This is a genomic window from Streptomyces sp. NPDC000229 (assembly GCF_040300825.1).
GTDB lineage: Bacteria > Actinomycetota > Actinomycetes > Streptomycetales > Streptomycetaceae > Streptomyces.
In genome coordinates this window covers 17845-36329 of record NZ_JBEPEL010000070.1, presented here as the reverse complement: position 1 = coordinate 36329, position 18485 = coordinate 17845, and the positions used below count along the sequence as shown (strand labels likewise).

Below are 18485 nucleotides of genomic sequence, written 5' to 3'. Positions count from 1 at the left end.
GCCACGTCCGGCTCCGCTTCTCCGACCCGGCCGCGTACCAGTCCGCCGCCTCCGCACTGGGCGAGGTCACCCTCCCCCACCCCCGGCTCCACTCGAGCGGAGGGGCCCCCACCGACGAGGCGCTCGCGCTCCAGATCCCCAGCGACGGCAGCCAGCGCGAGCTGCGCGCCATCCTCGACCGGCTGGACGCGGTCGGTATCGAGGCGGACGAGCTGACCGTGCACACCCCCGACCTCGACGACGTGTTCTTCGCCCTGACCGGCGGCGCCGGCCGCCCCGGGACCAACCAGCCAGAGGAGGCTGTCCGATGAGCTCCCTGCCCCTCGCCGTGCGCGATTCGAGCACAATGCTGCGCCGCAACCTGCTGCACGCGCGGCGCTACCCGTCCCTCACCCTGAACCTGCTGCTCACGCCGATCGTTATGCTGCTGCTCTTCGTCTACGTCTTCGGCGACGTGATGAGCGCGGGCATCGGCGGCGGTGGCGCGGACCGCTCCGAGTACATCGCCTACATCGTCCCGGGCATCCTGATGATGACCATCGGCGGCACCGTGGTCGGGGCGGCGGTGTCCGTCTCCACCGACATGTCCGAGGGCATCATCGCCCGCTTCCGTACGCTGGCGATTCACCGTGGCTCCGTCATCATCGGGCACGTCGTCGGCAGCGTGCTGCAGTCGATAGTCAGCGTGGTCCTCGTCGGTGCCGTCGCCGTGGCCATCGGCTTCCGGTCCACGGATGCCACGGCCCTGGAGTGGCTGGCCGCGTTCGCGCTGGTCGCGCTGGTCGCCCTGGCGCTCACCTGGATCGCGGTCGGCATGGGCATGGCCAGCCCCAACGCCGAGGCCGCCAGCAACAACGCGTTGCCGCTGATCGTCCTCCCGCTCATCTCCAGCGCCTTCGTCCCCGTCCACGCGATGCCGGGCTGGTTCCAGCCGATCGCCGAGTACCAGCCGTTCACGCCCGCCATCGAGACCCTGCGCGGCCTGCTGCTCGGCAGCGAGATCGGCCACAACGGAGGGCTCGCGGTCAGCTGGTGCCTGGGACTCACCGTGCTCGGTTACTTCTGGTCGAAGGCGGCCTTCCACCGCGACCCGAAGTAACCGGCGTGAGCACGCGGGCCACCTCCCGCGGCTCCTCCGCCCGGGACGGCATCCGGCGCGCCCGTGTCGGTGTACGCCGGACCCGCCGCCCCCGGCCGCCCTGCCGGGCGTGCGCCCCACCGGATGACCGGCCGGAACGTCGCACCGCACGTTCCACACCCGCGCGACGCGGTAACCGCCGCGCCGCTCAAGCCGCTTCACCGATCCGCACCACCTCCACCCTGCCCGACGACCGCAGGAGAACCCCATGCCGCATGACCCCACGGCCGCCGACGCCACCACCGAGCAGCCACCCACCCTGCCCACCGGCCGGCACACCGGCTGCCCCTTCGACCCGCCCGCCGAACTCACCGCCCTGAGCGACAAGCCGCTGCGCCGCATGCGCTACGCCGACGGACACATAGGCTGGCTGGTCACCGGCCATGCCGCGGCCCGCGCCGTCCTGGCAGACCCGCGTTTCAGCTCACGCTACGAACTCATGCATCCGCCGATCCCGATGCCGGGGATGCCCGAGCAGATGCCGCCGGCACCCACCGGCGACATCATCGGCCTCGACGCCCCCGAGCACACCCGCTACCGGCGCCTGCTCACCGGCAAGTTCACCGTCCGCCGTATGCGCCAACTCACGCAGCGTGTCGAGCAGTTCACCACCGAATGCCTGGACGCCATGGAGCACGGCGGGCCCACGGCCGACCTGGTGCAGGCGTTCGCGCAGCCCGTACCCGCGCTGATGATCTGCGAGCTGCTCGGCGTGCCGTACGCCGACCGGGAGCGCTTCCAGACCCAGGTGGCGACCCTCTTCGACCAGACGGCGGACGCGGAGGCGAAGGGCGGGGCCCATATGGCGCTGCTGCACTACCTGAACGAACTGGTCCTCGCCAAGCGTGCCGAGCCCACCGACGACCTGCTCAGCGATCTGACCACCTCCGACCTGACCGACGAGGAACTGGCAGGAATCGGCGGGTTACTGCTCGCCGCCGGGCTCGACACCACCTCGAACATGCTCGGCCTGGGCACCTTCGCCCTGCTGAGCAACCCCGACCAGCTCCAGGCCCTGCGCGACGACCCCGCGCTGGCCGAGCAGACCGTGGAGGAACTGCTGCGCTACCTCAGCGTGGCCGACCCGCTGCCACGTTCGGCGCTCGAGGACGTCGAAGTGGAGGGCCGGCTCGTCAGGGCGGGCGAGACGGTGACCATTTCCGTACAGGCCGCCAACCGCGACCCGCGCAAGTTCCCCGACCCCGACCGGCTCGACGTCCACCGCAAGGCCACCGGGCATCTGGCCTTCGGCCACGGCGCCCACCAGTGCCTGGGCCAGCAGCTCGCCCGCGTCGAGATGACCGTCGCCTTCCCGGCGCTCCTGGCCCGCTTCCCCACCCTGCGCCTCGCGGTGCCGCCGCAGGAGGTGCCTCTGCGCGAGCACTCCAACATCTACGGCGTGATCAGCCTGCCCGTCACGTGGGACAAGGACTAGCCCCATGAGCGACCCACGAGAGCCGCTGCGCCTGAGCGTCGACCGTGACCGCTGCGCCGGCGCCGGCATGTGCGCCCTGACAGCTCCCCAGGTCTTCGACCAGGACGACGAGGAAGGCCTGGTGGTGCTCCTGCATCCCGCGCCGGCCCCCGCGCACCGGGCCGCCGCCCGGATGGCCGTCGGCCTGTGCCCCGCCGGAGCCATCACCCTCGGCGCCCCGGGACCCACGGCCTCCTAGCGACCGTGCACCTCCCGGACCGAGAACCCCGCACCGCACCCCGCGCACCGCGCGCACCGGTGGGGGCTCTCGTGTGTGCGTACTCCGACGGCCTCGCCGCCCCGACCGCCTCGCCGCCCCGGTCGCCGGACTCACCCCGGCCGCCGGACTCACCCCTGCCGCCCACGTGTTGGCCCGGCGCCTGAAGCGATCACCTGCGGATGACCGCACGGGAGATCCGCAGGGGCGATGACCGTCTCGTCCGCCGGTGCAGGCCCAAGAGGTCACGCAGAGGGGTGCCCGCCTCCGCCCAGGTGCGCAGCCGGTCGCGGTCGATCCAGTGCACCTGGTGCTGCTCACCCCAGCGTTTGGCGTCGCGTGTGAAGCCGCCGTTGGTGACGACGACGGCCACATCCGCTCCGTGCACCGGGCCGGCGGTGCCTTTGACCTGGTACATGACCTGCGAGCCGACCTTGCCCCGCACCTTGGTGTGCTTGGCCTGAATGACGATCCGGCCCGTTTCGGGATGCCGGCCGATGACGTCGGCGGCCTGGTCACCTTGCCGGCCCACGCGGCGGGCCGTCCAGCCGTCCCGCACCAGCAGGTCCCTGAGCGCGAACTCGAACTGTGCGTCGCTCATCGCGTCGACTTCCCCGAGCGTGAGCCGAAGACGCGCCAGATTCGCGGCGCGTGCCCGGGCCGCCCGTGCCGAGCCCACCGTACGGCCGGCCGCACAGAGCACGCCTGCGCCGACGAGCACGGCGAGGGTCGGCCAGGCCTGGACGGCGGCCGTCCAGGCGGCGACGGCACTCTGTGCGAGCAGCCCCGCCACGGCCACGGCGACGACCGCAGCCGCCAGCCACTCCCCCGTGTCACGCGGCATACGCGGCCTCAGCCGCCGCCTCGCCATCAGCGTGCTGCCGGCGACGAGGCGGTGGGGGCCGGTGCGGGCGACGGTGATTCGGTGGCCTCACCGAAACCGACCACCTGGCCCCACAGCCAGACGCCCGCGACGATCGCCGCGATGCTCCAGCCGTTCATCTTCTTCCGGCCGGGACCCGGCTTGCGCCTGAGATAACCGCGAACCCGGACGTAGCCATCCGGTACCTTGCCCGCCATGCTCTGCCCTCCCCCTCCAGCAGGCGAGCCACGCGTACGGCTCGCTCCCTGCCCTTGGGTGTAGCAGCGGCCACTGACACAACCGGTGAAACCGTCAACAGCCCGCATCCGTCCAGAGCACGAACCGGACGTCACGGCGCATCCGGTGCGCGTCCATGGCTCTCACGCGCCCCACCTGCGCAGTCGCCTGAACCGGCGGGCGCGCTCGGCCCGTCATTGGCTCGGATACGACGGTCTACGGCGAGAAGGACGGTTTCCCCAGCACCGTTCGGGCGCGGAGAACGGCGAAAACCAGCACGATGTCCGACACCTGCTGCCGGAGCATCCGCCTCGGCCACCTGTTCGCAGGAAGTGCCCCAGCTGGATGCCGACAGGCCGCATTCACGTCACCCGACGATGCCGCCTGGGGCACCCGCCCAGCCCCCTCACGGCCGCCAGCGGCCAAAACCCTCCACCTGGCGCACAGGCGACCACCACATCCGGCCAGTGCAGCGACACAGCGGCAGCTCACAGGCACAGGGCCTCAGGTCATCAAGCCCGGAACCCGGGCACGGGTCTCGTGGCGATTTTTACGCCACACAAGTGGCAAGTCCCCTGAGATGATTGAGTATGGTCCCTCGACCACGGGCCCGCACCGCCGCGGGTCCTCGGGGGAGGTCGGTCCATGCCGAGAAGCTGGCCGGGACAGTCCGCACGTGACCGGGCCGTCGAGGCGCACATCGAGTCCCTGTTGCTGCCCGGGCCGGGCGGTGCCTCGCAGCGGCCGATCACCCTGCTGCTCGGGCCACGCGGCAGCGGCAAGACGACGCTGTTGGAGCACCTGTACGGCTGGGCGCACGGCGTCCCGCGCGCGTGGCTGGATGTGGCCGAGCGGGCCGGGAGGAACGAACAGCCCGTCGACGTGCTCGCCGCCATCGCCGCCGGGCTGCCCCAGCACGAACCCCAGGTGAAGAAACTGCAGTTCCGGGCGTTCGACGTCGTCGTGCAGGCCCTGGCGGTCCAGATCAGAGGCCTCAGCGACGAGGCGGCCAGGAAAGCTGTCGGCGCGGAACTGGCCCGGCCGCGCAGCGGTTGGCTGGGCCTGGTGCTGCAACTCGTCCAGATCGCGGCAGGGGTGGCCGGACTGCCGGCCGCTGTGGGCTACGTACTCCAACTGCTGCCGCTCGCCGAGCAGAGCGGCATCCTGGCGCGCACCAGGCTCAGGCTGTCACCGGTCCTGCGCGGCCGTACCGCCGGAGCCGGACTCGGCCTGCTCGTCGCCCTCAACCGCGCCTACAACGAGGGCCCGCCCGGCCAGCGCGGCTTCGCCGAGCAGTTCGTCTGCCGCGCCCTGCTCGACGACTTGCGCCGCTGCTACCGCAAGAAGGACTGGGCCGTACGCAGCCTCGTCCTCCTGGACAACATCGACAACCGACTCGGTCGCGACGTCCTGCGTCTGCTGCGCGAGGCCCGTACCTCCGCCACCGACCCCCTCGTCGTGCTCGCCACCGCCGGCAGCTACCCGCACGGGCTGCCCGCCCTCCCCATCGGCCCCCAGTGCGGCCCCGCCTTCACCCCGCAGCCGATCGACCAGGGACTGAGCGTCGGCCGCCTGCCCGACCTGACGAGGGCCGAGGTCGACCTCCAGGCCAGGGACGTCCTGGAAGAGGCGGACGCGATGTCCCCGCCCCGTGTCGAGAACGGCACACGCTGGCTCGGCTGGGCCGTGTACGAAATCACCCGCGGCCAGCCGGAAGGCACCCGGCAGGTACTGGCCGAACTCCTCGAGTTCGACCGCGCCGTGCCCTGGGAAGTGCGGTTGCGGCAGATCTTCGCGCCCTCGCGCGGGCTCGCCGGCCGACTGCTGGAACGGCTGCTTCCCTTCGGCCTGGAGCACCAGGAGAGCGAGCTGTACCAGGCCCTGGTGCGCGCCTCCGTCACCCCCGACCTCGCCCAGGCCCAGGTCACCCCGGAGCTGCTGGCGTCCGGCGTGGTCCTCCAGCAGTCCTTCAACACCTTCTGTACGGACCCCCTGCGCACCCTGCACCTCGACACCGGTGACGAGGCGGCCGACGGCCCCGTGGAAACACCCCACCCGCTGCTGCGCCGCCTCTTGCGGTACGCCCTGGACGACCCGGCCGCGGTACACGCCCAGCGGCGTGTGGAGGCCGAGGGGCTCGACGAGCCGGGAACGGCCGCGTACCACGCCCTGGCCTGCGGCGACCTGCCTGCTGCCGCCGCCTACCTCGACGGCCTCATCGAACGGGCCGGACCCAACGACTGGTACGCGGAACTGACCCGGCTGCGCAGGGCACCGCTGCCCGCGTCCGTCGTCGGCGGCGAGGCACCGGGAACCCTGACCGGACCCTGGAGGCCGTTCGAACGGTTCGTGCGGCACCTGGGCGACGAAGGCGTCGACCCGCGCCTGCGCACCGTCACCCGGCTCCTCGCCGCCAGCTGGATCGCCCCCGAGCCACTGGAGCCGGACCGGGCCGGTGACCCCTACCGTGACCCGCTCGGCGATCCGTACGCGGAGCTGTACACCGAAATCAACGCCCGGCTGCACACTCTGGTGTCCGCCGACACCCATGTCCTGCCCGACCGCGTTGCCTGGACCTCCGTGCTGCTGAACAAGGCGGTCCTCTACAGGGAGATGCCGTGGCAGTGAATCAGCGTGTGATCCGGCTCCCCGAAGCGCCGCCCAACTGGGGCGTGCGAGCCGCCGTCGCGCTCGTGGTCACCGCCGCCCTCGTCTTCGGCGCGACCACGGTCTACCGTCACCTGACGCAGTGCGCCGACGGCGTGGACAAGACGGACAGCGGTGAATGCGTCGGCGTGAGCGACGGCTCGTACGCCTTCCCCGGCCTGGCGGACATCAGCGCGCGCATCCACCAGGAGAACCGCAGAATCGAAGCCAGTGGCGAACGGTGGGTCACCGTCGCCTACATGGAATCCATGTCGGGCGGCAGCCAGGACCGCGGCCTGGAGACCACCCGCCAGGCCGTGACCGGCGCCCACCTCGCGCAGCTCGCCCTCAACTCCGACCACGACACACTGCCGCGTATCCGCCTGCTGCTCGTCAACACCGGCAAGGGTGACGCGCACGCCGAGAAGGCCGCCGCCACGCTCATCGAACGCCGCGCCGAAGACCGCCTGGTCGCGGTGGCGGGCATAGGGCAGAGCAACGCCCACACCAGGAACGCCGTCGAGAAGCTGCGCGCCGCGCACATCCCCACCGTAGGCGCGACGGTGGCCGCCGACGCCCTCGCCTCCACCCCGCCGGAGTTCTTCCGCGTGTCCTTTCCGGCCAGAATGCAGGCGGCCGCCGCCGTGCGTTACCTCAAGCAACTCCAGGACAAGAACCCCGGTTACCGCGTCCAGGAAGTCAGGGACTGGAGGAAGGGCGACGAGTACAACTCAGCCCTCGACGCCGGCTTCGACGCAGCCGCCGGCAGAGCAGGCCTGAAGGTCGACGACGAAGTGATTCCCTTCCGGTCCGACGGCGACGAAGGCACCGGCAACGCACTGCTCGGCGTCGCCAACAAGATCTGCGACGCTGCCGACCCGCCCGACGCCGTGTTCTTCGAAGGCCGCGGCCGGGAAATCCGCAGACTCATAGAGGCCGCGGGCACAGGCGGCCGGCGCTGCCCCATCACCGTGCTGTCCGGGTCGAGCACCGTCGGCGTCTACTTCGACACCCACAGCGCCTCCGCCTCCGGCGGACCACCCGGCCCCGAGATCAAGGAACTGGGCAAGCGCTGGCGGGACAGCGGACTGCGCGTGCACTACACCGCGTACACCCACCCCGAGGTGCCGACCCGGCTCTACGGCAAGGACGGTGGCCCCTACACCGCCTTCGAGGACAACTACCTCCGGATCCACGGCGGCACACCGAAAGACCTCAGCGACGGCCAGGCGATGCTCGGCCACGACGCCGTCTACACAGTGGGCACCGCCGCCCGCCAAGCACTCCAGACCTACGGCACGGACCAGGTCACCGCCCAAACCGTCCGCAACCAGCTGGGACAGATCAACCGCGGCAACCCCGTACGCGGCGTCAGCGGCCCCATCGCCTTCGACCAAGCCACCGGCGAACCCGCCGGCCGCCCCATGGCCCTGGTCGAACTCCGCGCCTGGGACCCGGCCCACCCGGCAGACAAGGGGGGCAGGCACCGATTCGTGAAACTTCTGCCGTGACCACGCCCCCGCATCGGTCCACCCCAGGCCGCCGCGCCGGCAGCCAGGGCGAACCGCATCCCACGCCCACGGGCATGAGGGCACCTGTGTCGCGCCCGGCCCTTCTGCATCAGCATGGCCGAAGCACTCACGCTGCCCTGTCCGGCCGTCCCATGGTGCCGCGGCTACCGAGCCCGCCCGCCACCGTAACGGGCCCGCTCCCGCGGTCCCGGTGACATCCGGCCGTTCATACGGCGTCTCCGAAGACCCCCGCCAGTTCGTCAGCGGACTCGGAGGTGAGACGGTAGAACCCCTGAAGGCCGATCGAGCGTTCGAGGCGGCCGTCCACCACGTGCTTCAGGCTGCGGGTCCGGCCTCGGCTGTTCCGCCAGGCAAGTCCCTGGAGAAGGTCTTTGGGGATGGGCATGTCGAAGCGTACGGGCGTCGCGTCCACGTGCACCGCTGCGGCGCCGCAGCCGTCGGCACCGAGCATCGACCAGTCGCGGTGCCCGGGAAACGCCGGGTCCTGCCACGTCGCCGGGGCGGTGCCGCAGCAGTCGCGCCGCTCCATGTCGATCATCCGCATCCGGCTCACCACGTACACCACGCACTGGTTGACGTGCAGCGCGTACACCTCGTCGCCGGAGCGGGCACCCGACCAGGCGGGCAGGGACGAATGCACGCCGCTGAAGGCGACGGGCGGTCGCCGGCCCACCCGCCCCGCCCTCCGCAGGGCGCGGCATGTGTCATGGGTCCACAAGACGGTGAAGGCATCAGGCATGCCGTGATCATAGGAACGGGGACTGACATCCTCCTTCCGGAGCTGTGCGGCGCCGCGACGGCACGGACGCCACCGGAGGGCACGGGGGCGTTCCTGTACTGGCCGGCGCGGCCGTCCGCGCCCCGATGGCTGAGCCCCGCGCCGAGCGAGCGAGTGGCGGCGCGGGATGCGGAAGCTGTGGGAGGCGTACGCGTCCGGCAGGGATGAGCACGGGGCCTCCGGCGGCCGGGCGGCGGCACCGCCTGGGCACCGGGCGCGGGTGCAGTGGTCGCGGGTGCGGTGATCCGGGCGGGTCCGGGTAAGGGTGGGACATGGAGGACAAGGACCCTGAGCAGCCGCAGGCGGATGATCTCCTGGCAGGCCTGAGCGTGGACGCCAGCCGGCCGGAGCAGCCGGTCCTGCTGGATTCGGCCGGTGCGCCGATCCGGACGTGGCAGGAGAACTATCCGTACGACCGCAAGATCCGGCGGGCGGAGTACGAGCGGACCAAGCGCATCCTGCAGATCGAGCTGCTGAAACTGCAGCGCTGGGTGAAGGACACGGGAGCCCGCCTGGTGGTGATCTGCGAGGGGAGGGACGCGGCGGGAAAGGGCGGCACGATCCAGAGGTTCACCGAGCGGCTCAACCCTCGCGGTGCCCGGATCGTCGCCCTGGACAAGCCGACGGAGCGGGAGGCCGGCCAATGGTACTTCCAGCGGTACGTCGCCCACCTGCCGGCGGCCGGCGAGATCGTCTTCTTCGACCGCTCCTGGTACAACCGGGCCGGCGTGGAGAAAGTCATGGGCTTCTGCAGCCAGGAGGAGTACGAGCTGTTCCTGCGCCAGTGCCCGCTCTTCGAGGCCATGCTCGTACAGGACGGGATCCTGCTGGTGAAGTTCTGGTTCTCCGTGTCACGCGCCGAGCAGCGCACCCGCTTCGCGATCCGTCAGGTCGATCCGGTGCGCCAGTGGAAGCTGTCGCCCACCGACGTGGCGTCCCTCGACCTGTGGGACGCGTACACCACCGCCAAGGTCACGATGTTCCGCGCGACCGACACGGAGCACGCACCGTGGACAGTGGTCAAGAGCAACGACAAGCGGCGCGGACGGCTGGAGGCGATGCGCAGCCTGCTCTCGCGGATCGACTACGACAAGAAGGACCCGGCGGCCGTCGGCGAGCCCGATCCGCTGATCGTGGGCGCCGCCGACACCCTCCTCGAACCCGGCGAGGAACCGGCCGACCTCTCGCCCACCCCGTTGGCCGGCCCGTCCGCACGGCCGGGACAGCACCCTGACCGGCCCGGCCCCACGGACGCCGACTTCGGCTGAGTCACCGCCTCACCCGTAGCGGGTGGCTCCCAGGCGGCCCGCAAACCCGGACCCCTGGAAGGTCCCCAACTGCCCCACGGCCGGCAGGAGGCGCGCTCGACCGGGACGGCCGCTGCCGCGGTACGGGCTCGGCTCAGGCTCCCGTGCGCCGTGGGGCGGGCGGTCCGGGCGGACTTCGGCTCGCATAACCGGCGTGACCGAACTCCCGGGACTGCGGGCACTGCTGACGACTCTCCGCGGTGCCGACGTCAGGGAATCATTACGCAGTGGTTCTCGATGACCCTGCCACTGCGGTCCAGCCCTCCGCAGACCGCCAGCCGCGGATAGGCCCTGATCTCCCGGTTGACGACGAACCGCCACCGCGACACCCCGGCCTTGCTCGCCCGGTAGTCGCCCACGAAGGCGCGCAGCGTCCCCGGGAGGCCGTCCCGGGTCGTGACCGTGATGTCCTGGACGTAGTCGCGCCCCTGGTAGGCCGTGGCTACGCAGATGTAGGTGCCGCACGTGGCCTTGACCTCGGCGCTCGCCGGTGGCGCTGCCACCAGCCCCAGAGCGCCGGCTGCGGCGAGCGCGGCCGTGATCGCCGCCACCCGTCGCCCTGTCGTGGCCACCGGCCGGATCGTCTCCTGGCGCGCGTACTTCACAGGGCCCCCCTTGTGGTGCTTCGTCGGCTGACCGCACAGCGTCTTCCACTGTCCCGGGCCGGTCCCGAAGCCGCAATGCCGGGAACGGGGCGCTTTGACTGGTACAGGAGGCGCGCGGACGTGGGGACCGCGATTCGGTGGCGCCCGGTCATCTCCCCGTGCGCCGCTTTCGACCGGGTCGCCGATGTCGCGCAGGCTTCGACCCGCCCGGCCGGATCGGCGCCGGACGGGCGCCGGACGGGCGCCGGACGGGCGCTCGCAGACGACGACACGCGGACGGGGCGGCGGCCGGCTGGACGGTTGGGCGGCTTCCAGGCCGGCGGTCGAACCGCGGACCGCCCGCCCCCGCGGCGGTCCCGCACCTCGTCGTTCGGCTCGACCAGCGCACCGCCGGGCGACACCTTCCTCCCCTGCGGTGCGCGGGCCGGTGACCCGGTGTCGTGCGCGCTTGGCCCTGCTCGCCCTTACAGCGGTTCGGCCGTCTTTCGGGGGTCGTCGGCCGTGATCAGGCCGATGAACCGACGGGCCTGCTCCTCGGCCGGTTCGTGCCGGGTGACGGGCAGGTCGTAGGCGAAATCGGCGCCGTACATCCATGTGTCGCGACGGCGGCGGAAGTACACCACCACCCCTTCGGGCTCCTCACGCCGGGGCTCCACCCGGTTCATGACGCAGCCCCACCGCTCGAACCAGCCGCTGTCCGCGAGTTGTCGGGTCAGCAGCCGGGCGACGGTGTCCACGGGCTCCTCCCAGTCGGTGTCGGCGGCGGCACGTGCGAGTTCGGCGTCGTACTGAGCCGCGTCGAAGTGGATGTCGGCGGGGACGGGGACACGGATGTCGTTCGTGTTCTCCCAGGACGACCACACCACCCGGTCACCCTGACGACGGATGGTGACGAAGATGCCTCCGCAACAGCCGGTGTCACAGTCGTTGTTGGACAGTTCGATCCTGCGTGGTTCCTCCGAGGCCGCCAGCGGCCACCCCTCGGCCGGGCCGAACCAGTCCCGGCGTGACACGCTCGCCACCCCCTCGGGGTGGATCTCACTGAGCACGTCCCGCCCATCGATCAATGGGCGTACCTGCCCCCACTGCTCCATCTCGAGAGGATGCGGTATGACATGCCTCAGGGCGAGCGTGCTGATGGGCGCAGGGGCGTTCATACCGTCCATGGTCGGCGACGTCCGCGTACACGCAAAGTGCTTTGTTGTACGGCCCCGCGGCACATGCGGTGGAAGGGTCAGCGGCCTGAGGTCCGGAGACCGGGGCTCCGGGCGCAAGAGGTGGTGCGGCGGTCGTGAGCCCACGACGTACAGGGTGCGGGCAAGAGGTTCATGGGCCGGTCCGAGCGTCCCGCCGGCCGGCATCTGTGCCTCTCAGGACCAGGGACGGCTCCGCCGGTAGAGTCGGCCCGAGGAGATGGCGGATCCGGAGGGGGCTCATGACGGCAGCGGATGCACCACCCATCGTCTTCGTGCACGGGACGCGGTTCAGCGCAGCACAGTGGAGCCCGCAGGTCGCCGCCCTCACACAGGACTTCCCGCTGGCCGCCGTCGACCTACCGGGCCACGGCGCCCGCTCCGCTCAGCCCTGGAGCCTGAACGCCGCGACGGAGATCATCGCTTCCGCGGTGGACTCACTCGGCCGCGGGCCGGCTCTCGTCGTCGGACACTCGCTCGGCGGATACGCCTCGCTGGAATTCGCGCGGCGCTGCCCGGAGCGGCTGCGCGGGCTGGTCCTCGCCGGGGCCAGCGCCTCGACCCGCGGCCCGTGGACGGCGCCGTATCGGTGGATCGCCGGGCTCGTCCCTCGCATACCGGCGTACAGACTGACCCGGTGGAACGACCGGTTGCTGCGCCGGCTCTATCCACCCGAGGTGGTGGAGGCGACCATCCGCACCGGTTACGCCTTCCACACCGTGCCGGTCGCCTGGAGCGAGGTGATGGGCCGGTTCGACGCGCAGGCAATGCGGCATGTGGCGGCACCCGTACTCATTCTGAACGGTGAGAAGGACACCGTCTTCCGGTCCGGTGAAAGGGACTTCGCCCGCGCGCACCCGCACGCCCGCGTCGAACTGATCCCGCGGGCACGACATCTCGCGAACTTCGACGATCCGGATGCGTTCACCGACGCCGTCCGCCGCTTCGCGCTGCAGTTGCCCGACCGCACCTGACCGGGCCTGGGTCTCGGGTTCGCCGACTCGGCCACCGTCGGCAACGGTGGGAGGACCGCCATGTTCCGCATCTCGTGGCGGCGGCCCGGCGGGGGGGACGGAGCAGGTGTCCATGCCGGCGGTGGGGCGGGCGCCGCGCATGGCGAGCGCCCGCCTCACTGTGCTTGTCAGGCCGACGCCTCGGCGACTTGGCCCGGCTGGGCTGCCTCCCGCACAACGCGGCGGCGGCGGGTCGGCAGGCCGAGGGTCGGGTTGGCGACGCCCCAGGCCGCGCTCTTGCAGACCAGTTCCTTGTAGAGGGCGGCGAGCCGGCCGGTCAGGGCTGCGCTGACGGCTCGGTCGTCGGCGGTGACGTACTGGATCAGGCCTTCCTTGCGGCCCAGCGAGACGCACTGGTTGAAGTAGCGGATCGACGTGCTCGGCAGCTTCCCACCGGTCAGGCGCGCCGCGATGGCGTCGACGGCCTGCCAGGTGGCGGGGACGCCCGAGGCGCACGACATCCGCAGCGGCTTGTCGCCGGGGCCCATCGCCATGGCGGCGTCGCCGACGGCGTACACGTCCGGGTGCGAGAGCGAGCGCATGGTGCTGTCGACCACGATCTGGCCCGTGCCGGTGACCTCCAGGGCGGTGGCCTTCGCGATCGGGTGGGCCGCGAAGCCGGTGGTCCACACGGTGACCGCGGACGTGATCGCCCTGCCGTCGGCGGTGGTGACGCGGTCGGCCTCGACAGCGGTGACGGCGGCGTGCTCGTGGACGGTGACGCCGAGCTCGCCGAAGACCTTCCGCAGGTGCCCGCGGCCCTTGTCCGAGAGCCAGTCGCCGAGGCCGCCAAAGGTGGCGAGGGTGACGGCGAGGTCCGGGCGGGCCTCGGCGATCTCGCTCGCGGCCTCCAGGCCGGTGAGGCCGCCGCCGACCACGACCACCGGCTGTCCGGCGTCCAGGCCGGCCAGCCGCTCGCGCAGCCGGAGCGCCCCGGACCGGCTCGCGATCTCGTAGCCGTGCTCGGCTGCGCCGGGGACGCCCTGGTCGTTCCAGACGCTGCCGAGGGCGTACACGAGAGTGTCGTACGCCAGCTCCTCGGCGCCGCCATTCGCGTCGACGACGGCGACAGCCTTGCGGTCGACGTCGACGCCGGTGACCTTCGCGATCCTCAGCTCGACGCCGGTGCCCGCGAAGATCTCGCTGAAGGGCCGGGGCCTCAGGTCCTGACCGACGGCGAGCTGGTGCAGCCGGACGCGCTCGACGAAGTCGGGCTCGGCGTTGACGAGCGTGATGGCGACGTCGTCGCGGTGCAGCCGCCTGGCCAGCCGGCCGGCCGCGACGGCCCCGGTGTATCCGCCGCCGAGGACGATGATGCGGTGCTGCATTTCTTGCTCCTGTCTGCGCGGGTCCGCCCCTGGTGGAGTGCGGCTTCGCCCCTTGAACCGGGCGGCCCGCGGTTTCCTGACAGGAACGCGATGTGAAGCGGCTCACATCGCCTGGAAGCACCTCGTATCGCGGTCAGAAGGCGTGGAACAGGGGCTGCCCGCGATCGGCGGCTGCCCACACCTCGGTCGCCCGCTCGAGCTTGTCGGGATTGACCTGGTTGCGGAACGCGGCGATGCCGTCGCGGGTGACCTCCAGGCACATGATGCCGACGACCCGGCCCTCGACGACCGCCACGATGGCGGGGCCGCCGTTGGCGGTCGTGACGTGGATCGCGGGTGAGCCGCCGACCAGGGCGCGCTTGGACCGTGCGGGTTTGAACAGGCCTCGCATGAACTTCGCGACGGCGAGGGCACCCTCGAACGCCTTGGCGCGGGCCGGGACCTTCCCGCCGCCGTCACCGATCGAGATGGCGTCGGCGGTCAGCAGCCGCACGAGCGGCTCGGTCTTCCCACTGGTGGCGGCCGCCAGGAATTCGTCGACGATCCGCCGGGCGGCTGTCTCGTCGATCTCGGTGCGTGCCTTGCCGTCCGCGATGTGCTTCTTGGCACGGTGGAAGAGCTGCTGGCTGGCGGCCTCGGTGATCTCGAGGACGTCGGCGATCTCCCGGTGCGGGTAGTCGAAGGCCTCCCGCAGCACGTACACCGCCCGCTCGTTGGGGGACAGCCGCTCCATGAGGGTGAGGACGGCGTACGAGACCGACTCGCGCTGCTCGGCGGTGTCGGCCGGGCCGAGCATCGGGTCTCCTTCGAGCAGCGGCTCGGGGAGCCACTGGCCCACATAGGTCTCGCGCCGCGCCCGCGCGGAAGTGAGCTGATTGAGGCACAGGTTGGTGAGCACCTTCGTCAGCCAGGCCTCGGGGACCTCGATGCGCGCGACGTCGGCGGCCTGCCAGCGCAGGAACGTCTCCTGCACGGCGTCCTCGGCCTCGCTCGCAGAGCCGAGGAGTCGGTAGGCGATGGCCTCGAGTCGCGGCCTGGCGGCCTCGAACCGGTTCACGTCCTTGATGGTCAGACCCATGGCCGGATCCTAGCCGGGCAGCGCAAGAGGCCCAGGGGCGTTTCTGGCGGCCTGTCGCTGCTGTGCGCCGGACAGGGCACCCCGCTGCCCAGGGCAGCCTGCTTTGACACCGGTTCGGCGTCGGCGTCGGTGTCGCGTCGGCGCGGGCCGTGTGGGTGCCGAGTGGGTGCCGAGTCGCTCCTGGGCGGGCCGGGCTTGTTCGTCGCCCCGTTCTCAGCTGCCGTAGAGCCGGCTGTCGTACCCGGCACTGTCCACGAGGTGGTACAGCCCGACGGCGCCGGGGAACAGTACGAGTGCCAGCACCCCGAGCCGCACCAGGACCGGGGCTGCGACGGTGACGGCCTCGGTCTGGCCTTTGACGGTACGCCAGTCCCGGCAGCGCCGTATGTCGCCCCCGCAGGCCCACCAGAAGAACAGACCGAACAGGATCCCGACCGCTGCCAAGGAGGCGGCGAAGGCGCCGATGACGGCGAGGAACGTCATCCGGTCGTGGTGGTCGGCGACGAAGAATGAGAGGGCGCCGAGCAGGGGAACGGCGACAAGTCCGTACAGGGCCCCGCGCGCCGCCACGTCCCGCAACCGGAGCGGGGGCTGTGTGATCTCGTCCTGGTCACTCATGTGCCGCACGGTAGCCCAGCGTCCGGCGGCCACCGGTGGCGCCTCCCTCCCGGCCGCCCGGGCCGGCCCCCAGCCGGGTGCCGGCTGGGGGCCGTGTCGAATCGGACGGTCGGTGATCTTCGGGCACACCCGGCTCGGCCGGGGCGTTCCGGCCCGTGGAGGCCACCGAGGTAGGCGTCGTCGCGGTGCACCGCGACGGCCGGGCGGCGTGACGGCTGTGGTGGAGGATGGGGGCGTGCAGCTCCCCTACGTCTACCGCGTCACCAAGTACGACCCCGCCGACCGTGATGAACACGGGCACTACACCGGCGCCGAGCACACCGTCAGCGATCATGGCGAAACGGAGGCGGCTTATCTGCGGGCGGTCCTGGCGTTCGCCGCGGAGGCCGACATCGGTCGCTTGTCCGTCCGCGAGCCGCAGGTCCCGTCCCTCGCGCACTTCGACCTCGAGCGGCCGCTGGACGGCTTCGGACTTGAGGGAGTCTTTCCTACCGGCCTTCCCGGCTTCCATGACGGAGCGGAAGTGGCGCTCGATATCGCGCTGGAGCTGGTGCGGCTCATGCTTCGTGACAGCGGCGCATGGTGCCGCCTGGAGGCGGAAGGCTCATTCGCCGTGCACGTCGGATGGGACCAGTACCTCTACATCAGCAGCAGCCGGCCATGCGAGGAGGCGCTGGCACGGACCCGCGAACTCGGACTGTACCCGGAACGCCTGGATGCCTCCCCGTACGGTTTCGAGGCCGAGGAGGAGGGTGTCCGACGACCCGCCAACGACGACTTCTGGGCCGACCTGCACCGGGCAGTCGCCAACGGCAGCGCCGGAATCCTGGAAGAGACGTATCTCGAAGGCGCCTCACGATGGCACCATCTCACCGGCGACACCGTCGACAGGGTTCGCGCCGGAATGGCTCCCCGCGCTCGTCTGGCTGTCCGGCCTCCCTTGTCCTCCGACATCGACGCCGTCCTGGGAGCCCTCCCCGCAGACGGCCTCGTCGAAGGCGTCTGGCAGGACAACGACGGCCACATCCACAGCGCCATCGCCGACGAGACCGCGTTCCCGCAGCCGACCGCCCAGATTCGCAGCGCCCACGCCGCCGCACTCCTGTCGGTGTACGCGGGTGAGAGTGTTCCTCTGTTCACCGCTGTCATGCCCGACAACGACGGAGTCCTACGGGCTCGTTGGCAGACCGAGCCGACGCCGCGCGACCGGGACTGAGGCTCGCGGACGTGCCTACCAGCCCTCGTCCCAGCGCTCCAGCGGATCGGCGACGGAGAGCCGGTCATCGACGTGGGTGGGCTTCCTCGCCGCGCATGCCCCGTACGCCGTGGTGACATTGCGGTCGGAGACCAATGCACGCTGACCAGTACGGATCAGGAGCGTAGCCGCAGCCAATGAGGGGCGGCGGCATCCTGGCCGGTCGGGTGCGGGCAGCGGGGGCGGCGCCAGCGTCACCTCGATGTCGTCGCTCCATGACACAGACTTCCAGCCACGACAGGTAGCCGCCCTGTGTGCAAGGGAGACCGCCGCCCGTACGCCGGCGGGCGTCAGGTGCGAGTCATGCCATCCGCCGACGACTCCCTCGACGTGGTGCGTCTGGATGGATGACGACGTAAAGAGTGCGGATGAGTGAGTTCCCTTCCTGCGGGCGGCGTCCTGCGCCGGAACGCGCGTATGGATCTGCGTTCCGGCCGGGCCCCCTCCCCCGGCTCGCCCCGAGGCTGCCCTGACAAGTACCCCGTGCTGTCAACGCGCAGCAGCGACGGTCCGGGCAGTCTGGCCATGCCACGCCATCGGCGCCGCCTGGGAGTCTGCGTCTGCGCGCCGGGGGGAGGCGGGCCGAAATCGAGTTGAGCGGGGTGGGGTCCCGAACCGGCTGGGGCGTCGGCTGACGCCGCGTCGAGGGACGAAGCGATTGTGCGCCGTTTCCCGGTTCCCGGGGTGACAGATCGCTGGTCGGCGCCTTTCTGCTATGGCGTGTCACTCTCTCCGAGGTGGTACAGCTCGGGCACGGAGACCTTGATGGGCTCTTGCGTGGTGCGTGCGATCACGACGACCGCCGGCTCGTTGGGGTCGGGGTTCTCCTCGCGGTGCGGGACGAACGGGGGGACGAGGAAGAAGTCGCCCGGACCGGCGTGCAGTCGTACCTCCTGCGTGCCGTCGTGGTAGACGAACACCGGGTGACCGCTCACTACGTAGATCCCGGCCTCCGAATCGCCGTGGTGGTGATTGTCGGTCGCGCTCAACGGCGGGTTCTCCACCAGGCCCATCCAGAGCCTTTTCGAACCGACCGTGCCACCACTGATTGCGGCGTAGCCGTCCAGCTCGCCGGAACGGACGTGGTGGACGCGGTTGTTGAGCGGCGCGTTGCCAACGGGGCGCAGTGCGGCCCCGGTGCCTTCCTGCTCAGTCATCAGGCAGCCTTCCGGTACTTGGCGGACTTGGGTGGAACAAGACTGCG

Annotated in this window: 18 protein-coding genes and 1 pseudogene; 9 read left to right on the top strand and 10 right to left on the bottom strand. The window is 71.3% G+C overall.

Annotated features, from left to right (window positions below):
- From ABT360_RS27280 to ABT360_RS27265, 4 genes and pseudogenes are all read left to right on the top strand, one after another.
- Window positions 1-311 (top strand): annotated as a pseudogene (locus ABT360_RS27280) (ABC transporter); the annotation flags it as partial.
- The gene (locus tag ABT360_RS27275) at window positions 308-1099 is read left to right on the top strand and encodes an ABC transporter permease (RefSeq protein ID WP_351821832.1); all 792 of its coding nucleotides are present in this window, start codon (window positions 308-310) and stop codon (window positions 1097-1099) included. The pseudogene ABT360_RS27280 and the gene ABT360_RS27275, both read left to right, overlap by 4 nt.
- A 247-nt stretch (window positions 1100-1346) precedes the next feature.
- Window positions 1347-2573, top strand: a complete 1227-nt coding sequence (locus tag ABT360_RS27270; protein WP_351821829.1) for a cytochrome P450 — start codon at window positions 1347-1349, stop codon at window positions 2571-2573.
- 4 nt (window positions 2574-2577) lie between these two features.
- Window positions 2578-2811, top strand: a complete 234-nt coding sequence (locus ABT360_RS27265; protein WP_351821826.1) for a ferredoxin — start codon at window positions 2578-2580, stop codon at window positions 2809-2811.
- 190 nt (window positions 2812-3001) lie between these two features.
- Here the strand turns inward: ABT360_RS27265 and ABT360_RS27260 are convergent, their stop codons facing one another.
- On the bottom strand, window positions 3002-3673 hold the full coding sequence (locus ABT360_RS27260) for a restriction endonuclease (RefSeq protein ID WP_351821823.1): 672 nt from the start codon (window positions 3671-3673) through the stop codon (window positions 3002-3004).
- A 26-nt stretch (window positions 3674-3699) separates the two neighbouring features.
- Window positions 3700-3909 carry a hypothetical protein gene (locus tag ABT360_RS27255; protein WP_351821821.1) on the bottom strand — a complete coding sequence of 70 codons (210 nt, stop codon included), beginning with the start codon at window positions 3907-3909 and terminating at the stop codon, window positions 3700-3702.
- Window positions 3910-4573: 664 nt separating this feature from the next.
- Here ABT360_RS27255 and ABT360_RS27250 point away from each other — a divergent pair.
- Window positions 4574-6556 (top strand): ATP-binding protein, encoded by a 1983-nt coding sequence (locus ABT360_RS27250; RefSeq protein WP_351821818.1) that lies wholly within the window; start codon window positions 4574-4576, stop codon window positions 6554-6556.
- Window positions 6547-8085: an ABC transporter substrate-binding protein gene (locus ABT360_RS27245; RefSeq protein ID WP_351821815.1), complete on the top strand. Its 1539-nt coding sequence runs from the start codon at window positions 6547-6549 to the stop codon at window positions 8083-8085. Before ABT360_RS27250 ends, ABT360_RS27245 begins: the two co-directional genes overlap by 10 nt.
- Window positions 8086-8311: 226 nt before the next feature.
- On the opposite strand, the gene ABT360_RS27240 is transcribed toward ABT360_RS27245, so the two are convergent.
- Entirely contained in the window at window positions 8312-8845 is a 534-nt protein-coding gene (locus tag ABT360_RS27240) for a hypothetical protein (protein ID WP_351821812.1), read from the bottom strand.
- Between the two features lie 311 nt (window positions 8846-9156).
- Here ABT360_RS27240 and ppk2 point away from each other — a divergent pair, with 311 nt between their 5' ends.
- Complete coding sequence (gene ppk2, locus ABT360_RS27235; protein ID WP_351821809.1) at window positions 9157-10152, top strand: polyphosphate kinase 2; 996 nt, start codon at window positions 9157-9159, stop codon at window positions 10150-10152.
- A gap of 248 nt (window positions 10153-10400) precedes the next feature.
- On the opposite strand, the gene ABT360_RS27230 is transcribed toward ppk2, so the two are convergent.
- Window positions 10401-10796, bottom strand: coding sequence for a hypothetical protein (locus ABT360_RS27230; RefSeq protein ID WP_351821806.1), 396 nt, complete (start codon window positions 10794-10796; stop codon window positions 10401-10403).
- Window positions 10797-11260: 464 nt separating this feature from the next.
- Entirely contained in the window at window positions 11261-11890 is a 630-nt protein-coding gene (locus ABT360_RS27225) for a hypothetical protein (protein ID WP_351821803.1), read from the bottom strand.
- Window positions 11891-12231: 341 nt separating this feature from the next.
- On the opposite strand from ABT360_RS27225, the gene ABT360_RS27220 reads away from it, so the two are divergent.
- Entirely contained in the window at window positions 12232-12963 is a 732-nt protein-coding gene (locus ABT360_RS27220; protein ID WP_351821800.1) for an alpha/beta fold hydrolase, read from the top strand.
- A 167-nt stretch (window positions 12964-13130) separates the two neighbouring features.
- Here the strand turns inward: ABT360_RS27220 and ABT360_RS27215 are convergent, their stop codons facing one another.
- From ABT360_RS27215 to ABT360_RS27205, 3 genes are all read right to left on the bottom strand, one after another.
- Entirely contained in the window at window positions 13131-14330 is a 1200-nt protein-coding gene (locus ABT360_RS27215) for an NAD(P)/FAD-dependent oxidoreductase (protein WP_351821798.1), read from the bottom strand.
- 133 nt (window positions 14331-14463) lie between these two features.
- Window positions 14464-15408, bottom strand: a complete 945-nt coding sequence (gene sigJ / locus ABT360_RS27210; RefSeq protein ID WP_351821795.1) for an RNA polymerase sigma factor SigJ — start codon at window positions 15406-15408, stop codon at window positions 14464-14466.
- Window positions 15409-15621: 213 nt separating this feature from the next.
- Window positions 15622-16026 carry a DUF6336 family protein gene (locus ABT360_RS27205; protein WP_351821792.1) on the bottom strand — a complete coding sequence of 135 codons (405 nt, stop codon included), beginning with the start codon at window positions 16024-16026 and terminating at the stop codon, window positions 15622-15624.
- Window positions 16027-16261: 235 nt separating this feature from the next.
- Here ABT360_RS27205 and ABT360_RS27200 point away from each other — a divergent pair, with 235 nt between their 5' ends.
- Window positions 16262-17242, top strand: a complete 981-nt coding sequence (locus ABT360_RS27200; RefSeq protein ID WP_351821789.1) for an RNA-binding protein — start codon at window positions 16262-16264, stop codon at window positions 17240-17242.
- A gap of 15 nt (window positions 17243-17257) precedes the next feature.
- Here the strand turns inward: ABT360_RS27200 and ABT360_RS27195 are convergent, their stop codons facing one another.
- Together ABT360_RS27195 and ABT360_RS27185 are read right to left on the bottom strand one after the other, a co-directional pair.
- A complete protein-coding gene (locus tag ABT360_RS27195; RefSeq protein ID WP_351821838.1) occupies window positions 17258-17503 on the bottom strand; it encodes a hypothetical protein in 246 nt (81 codons plus the stop codon).
- Between the two features lie 491 nt (window positions 17504-17994).
- On the bottom strand, window positions 17995-18438 hold the full coding sequence (locus ABT360_RS27185) for a cupin domain-containing protein (RefSeq protein WP_351821786.1): 444 nt from the start codon (window positions 18436-18438) through the stop codon (window positions 17995-17997).
- Between the last annotated feature and the right edge of the window lie 47 nt (window positions 18439-18485).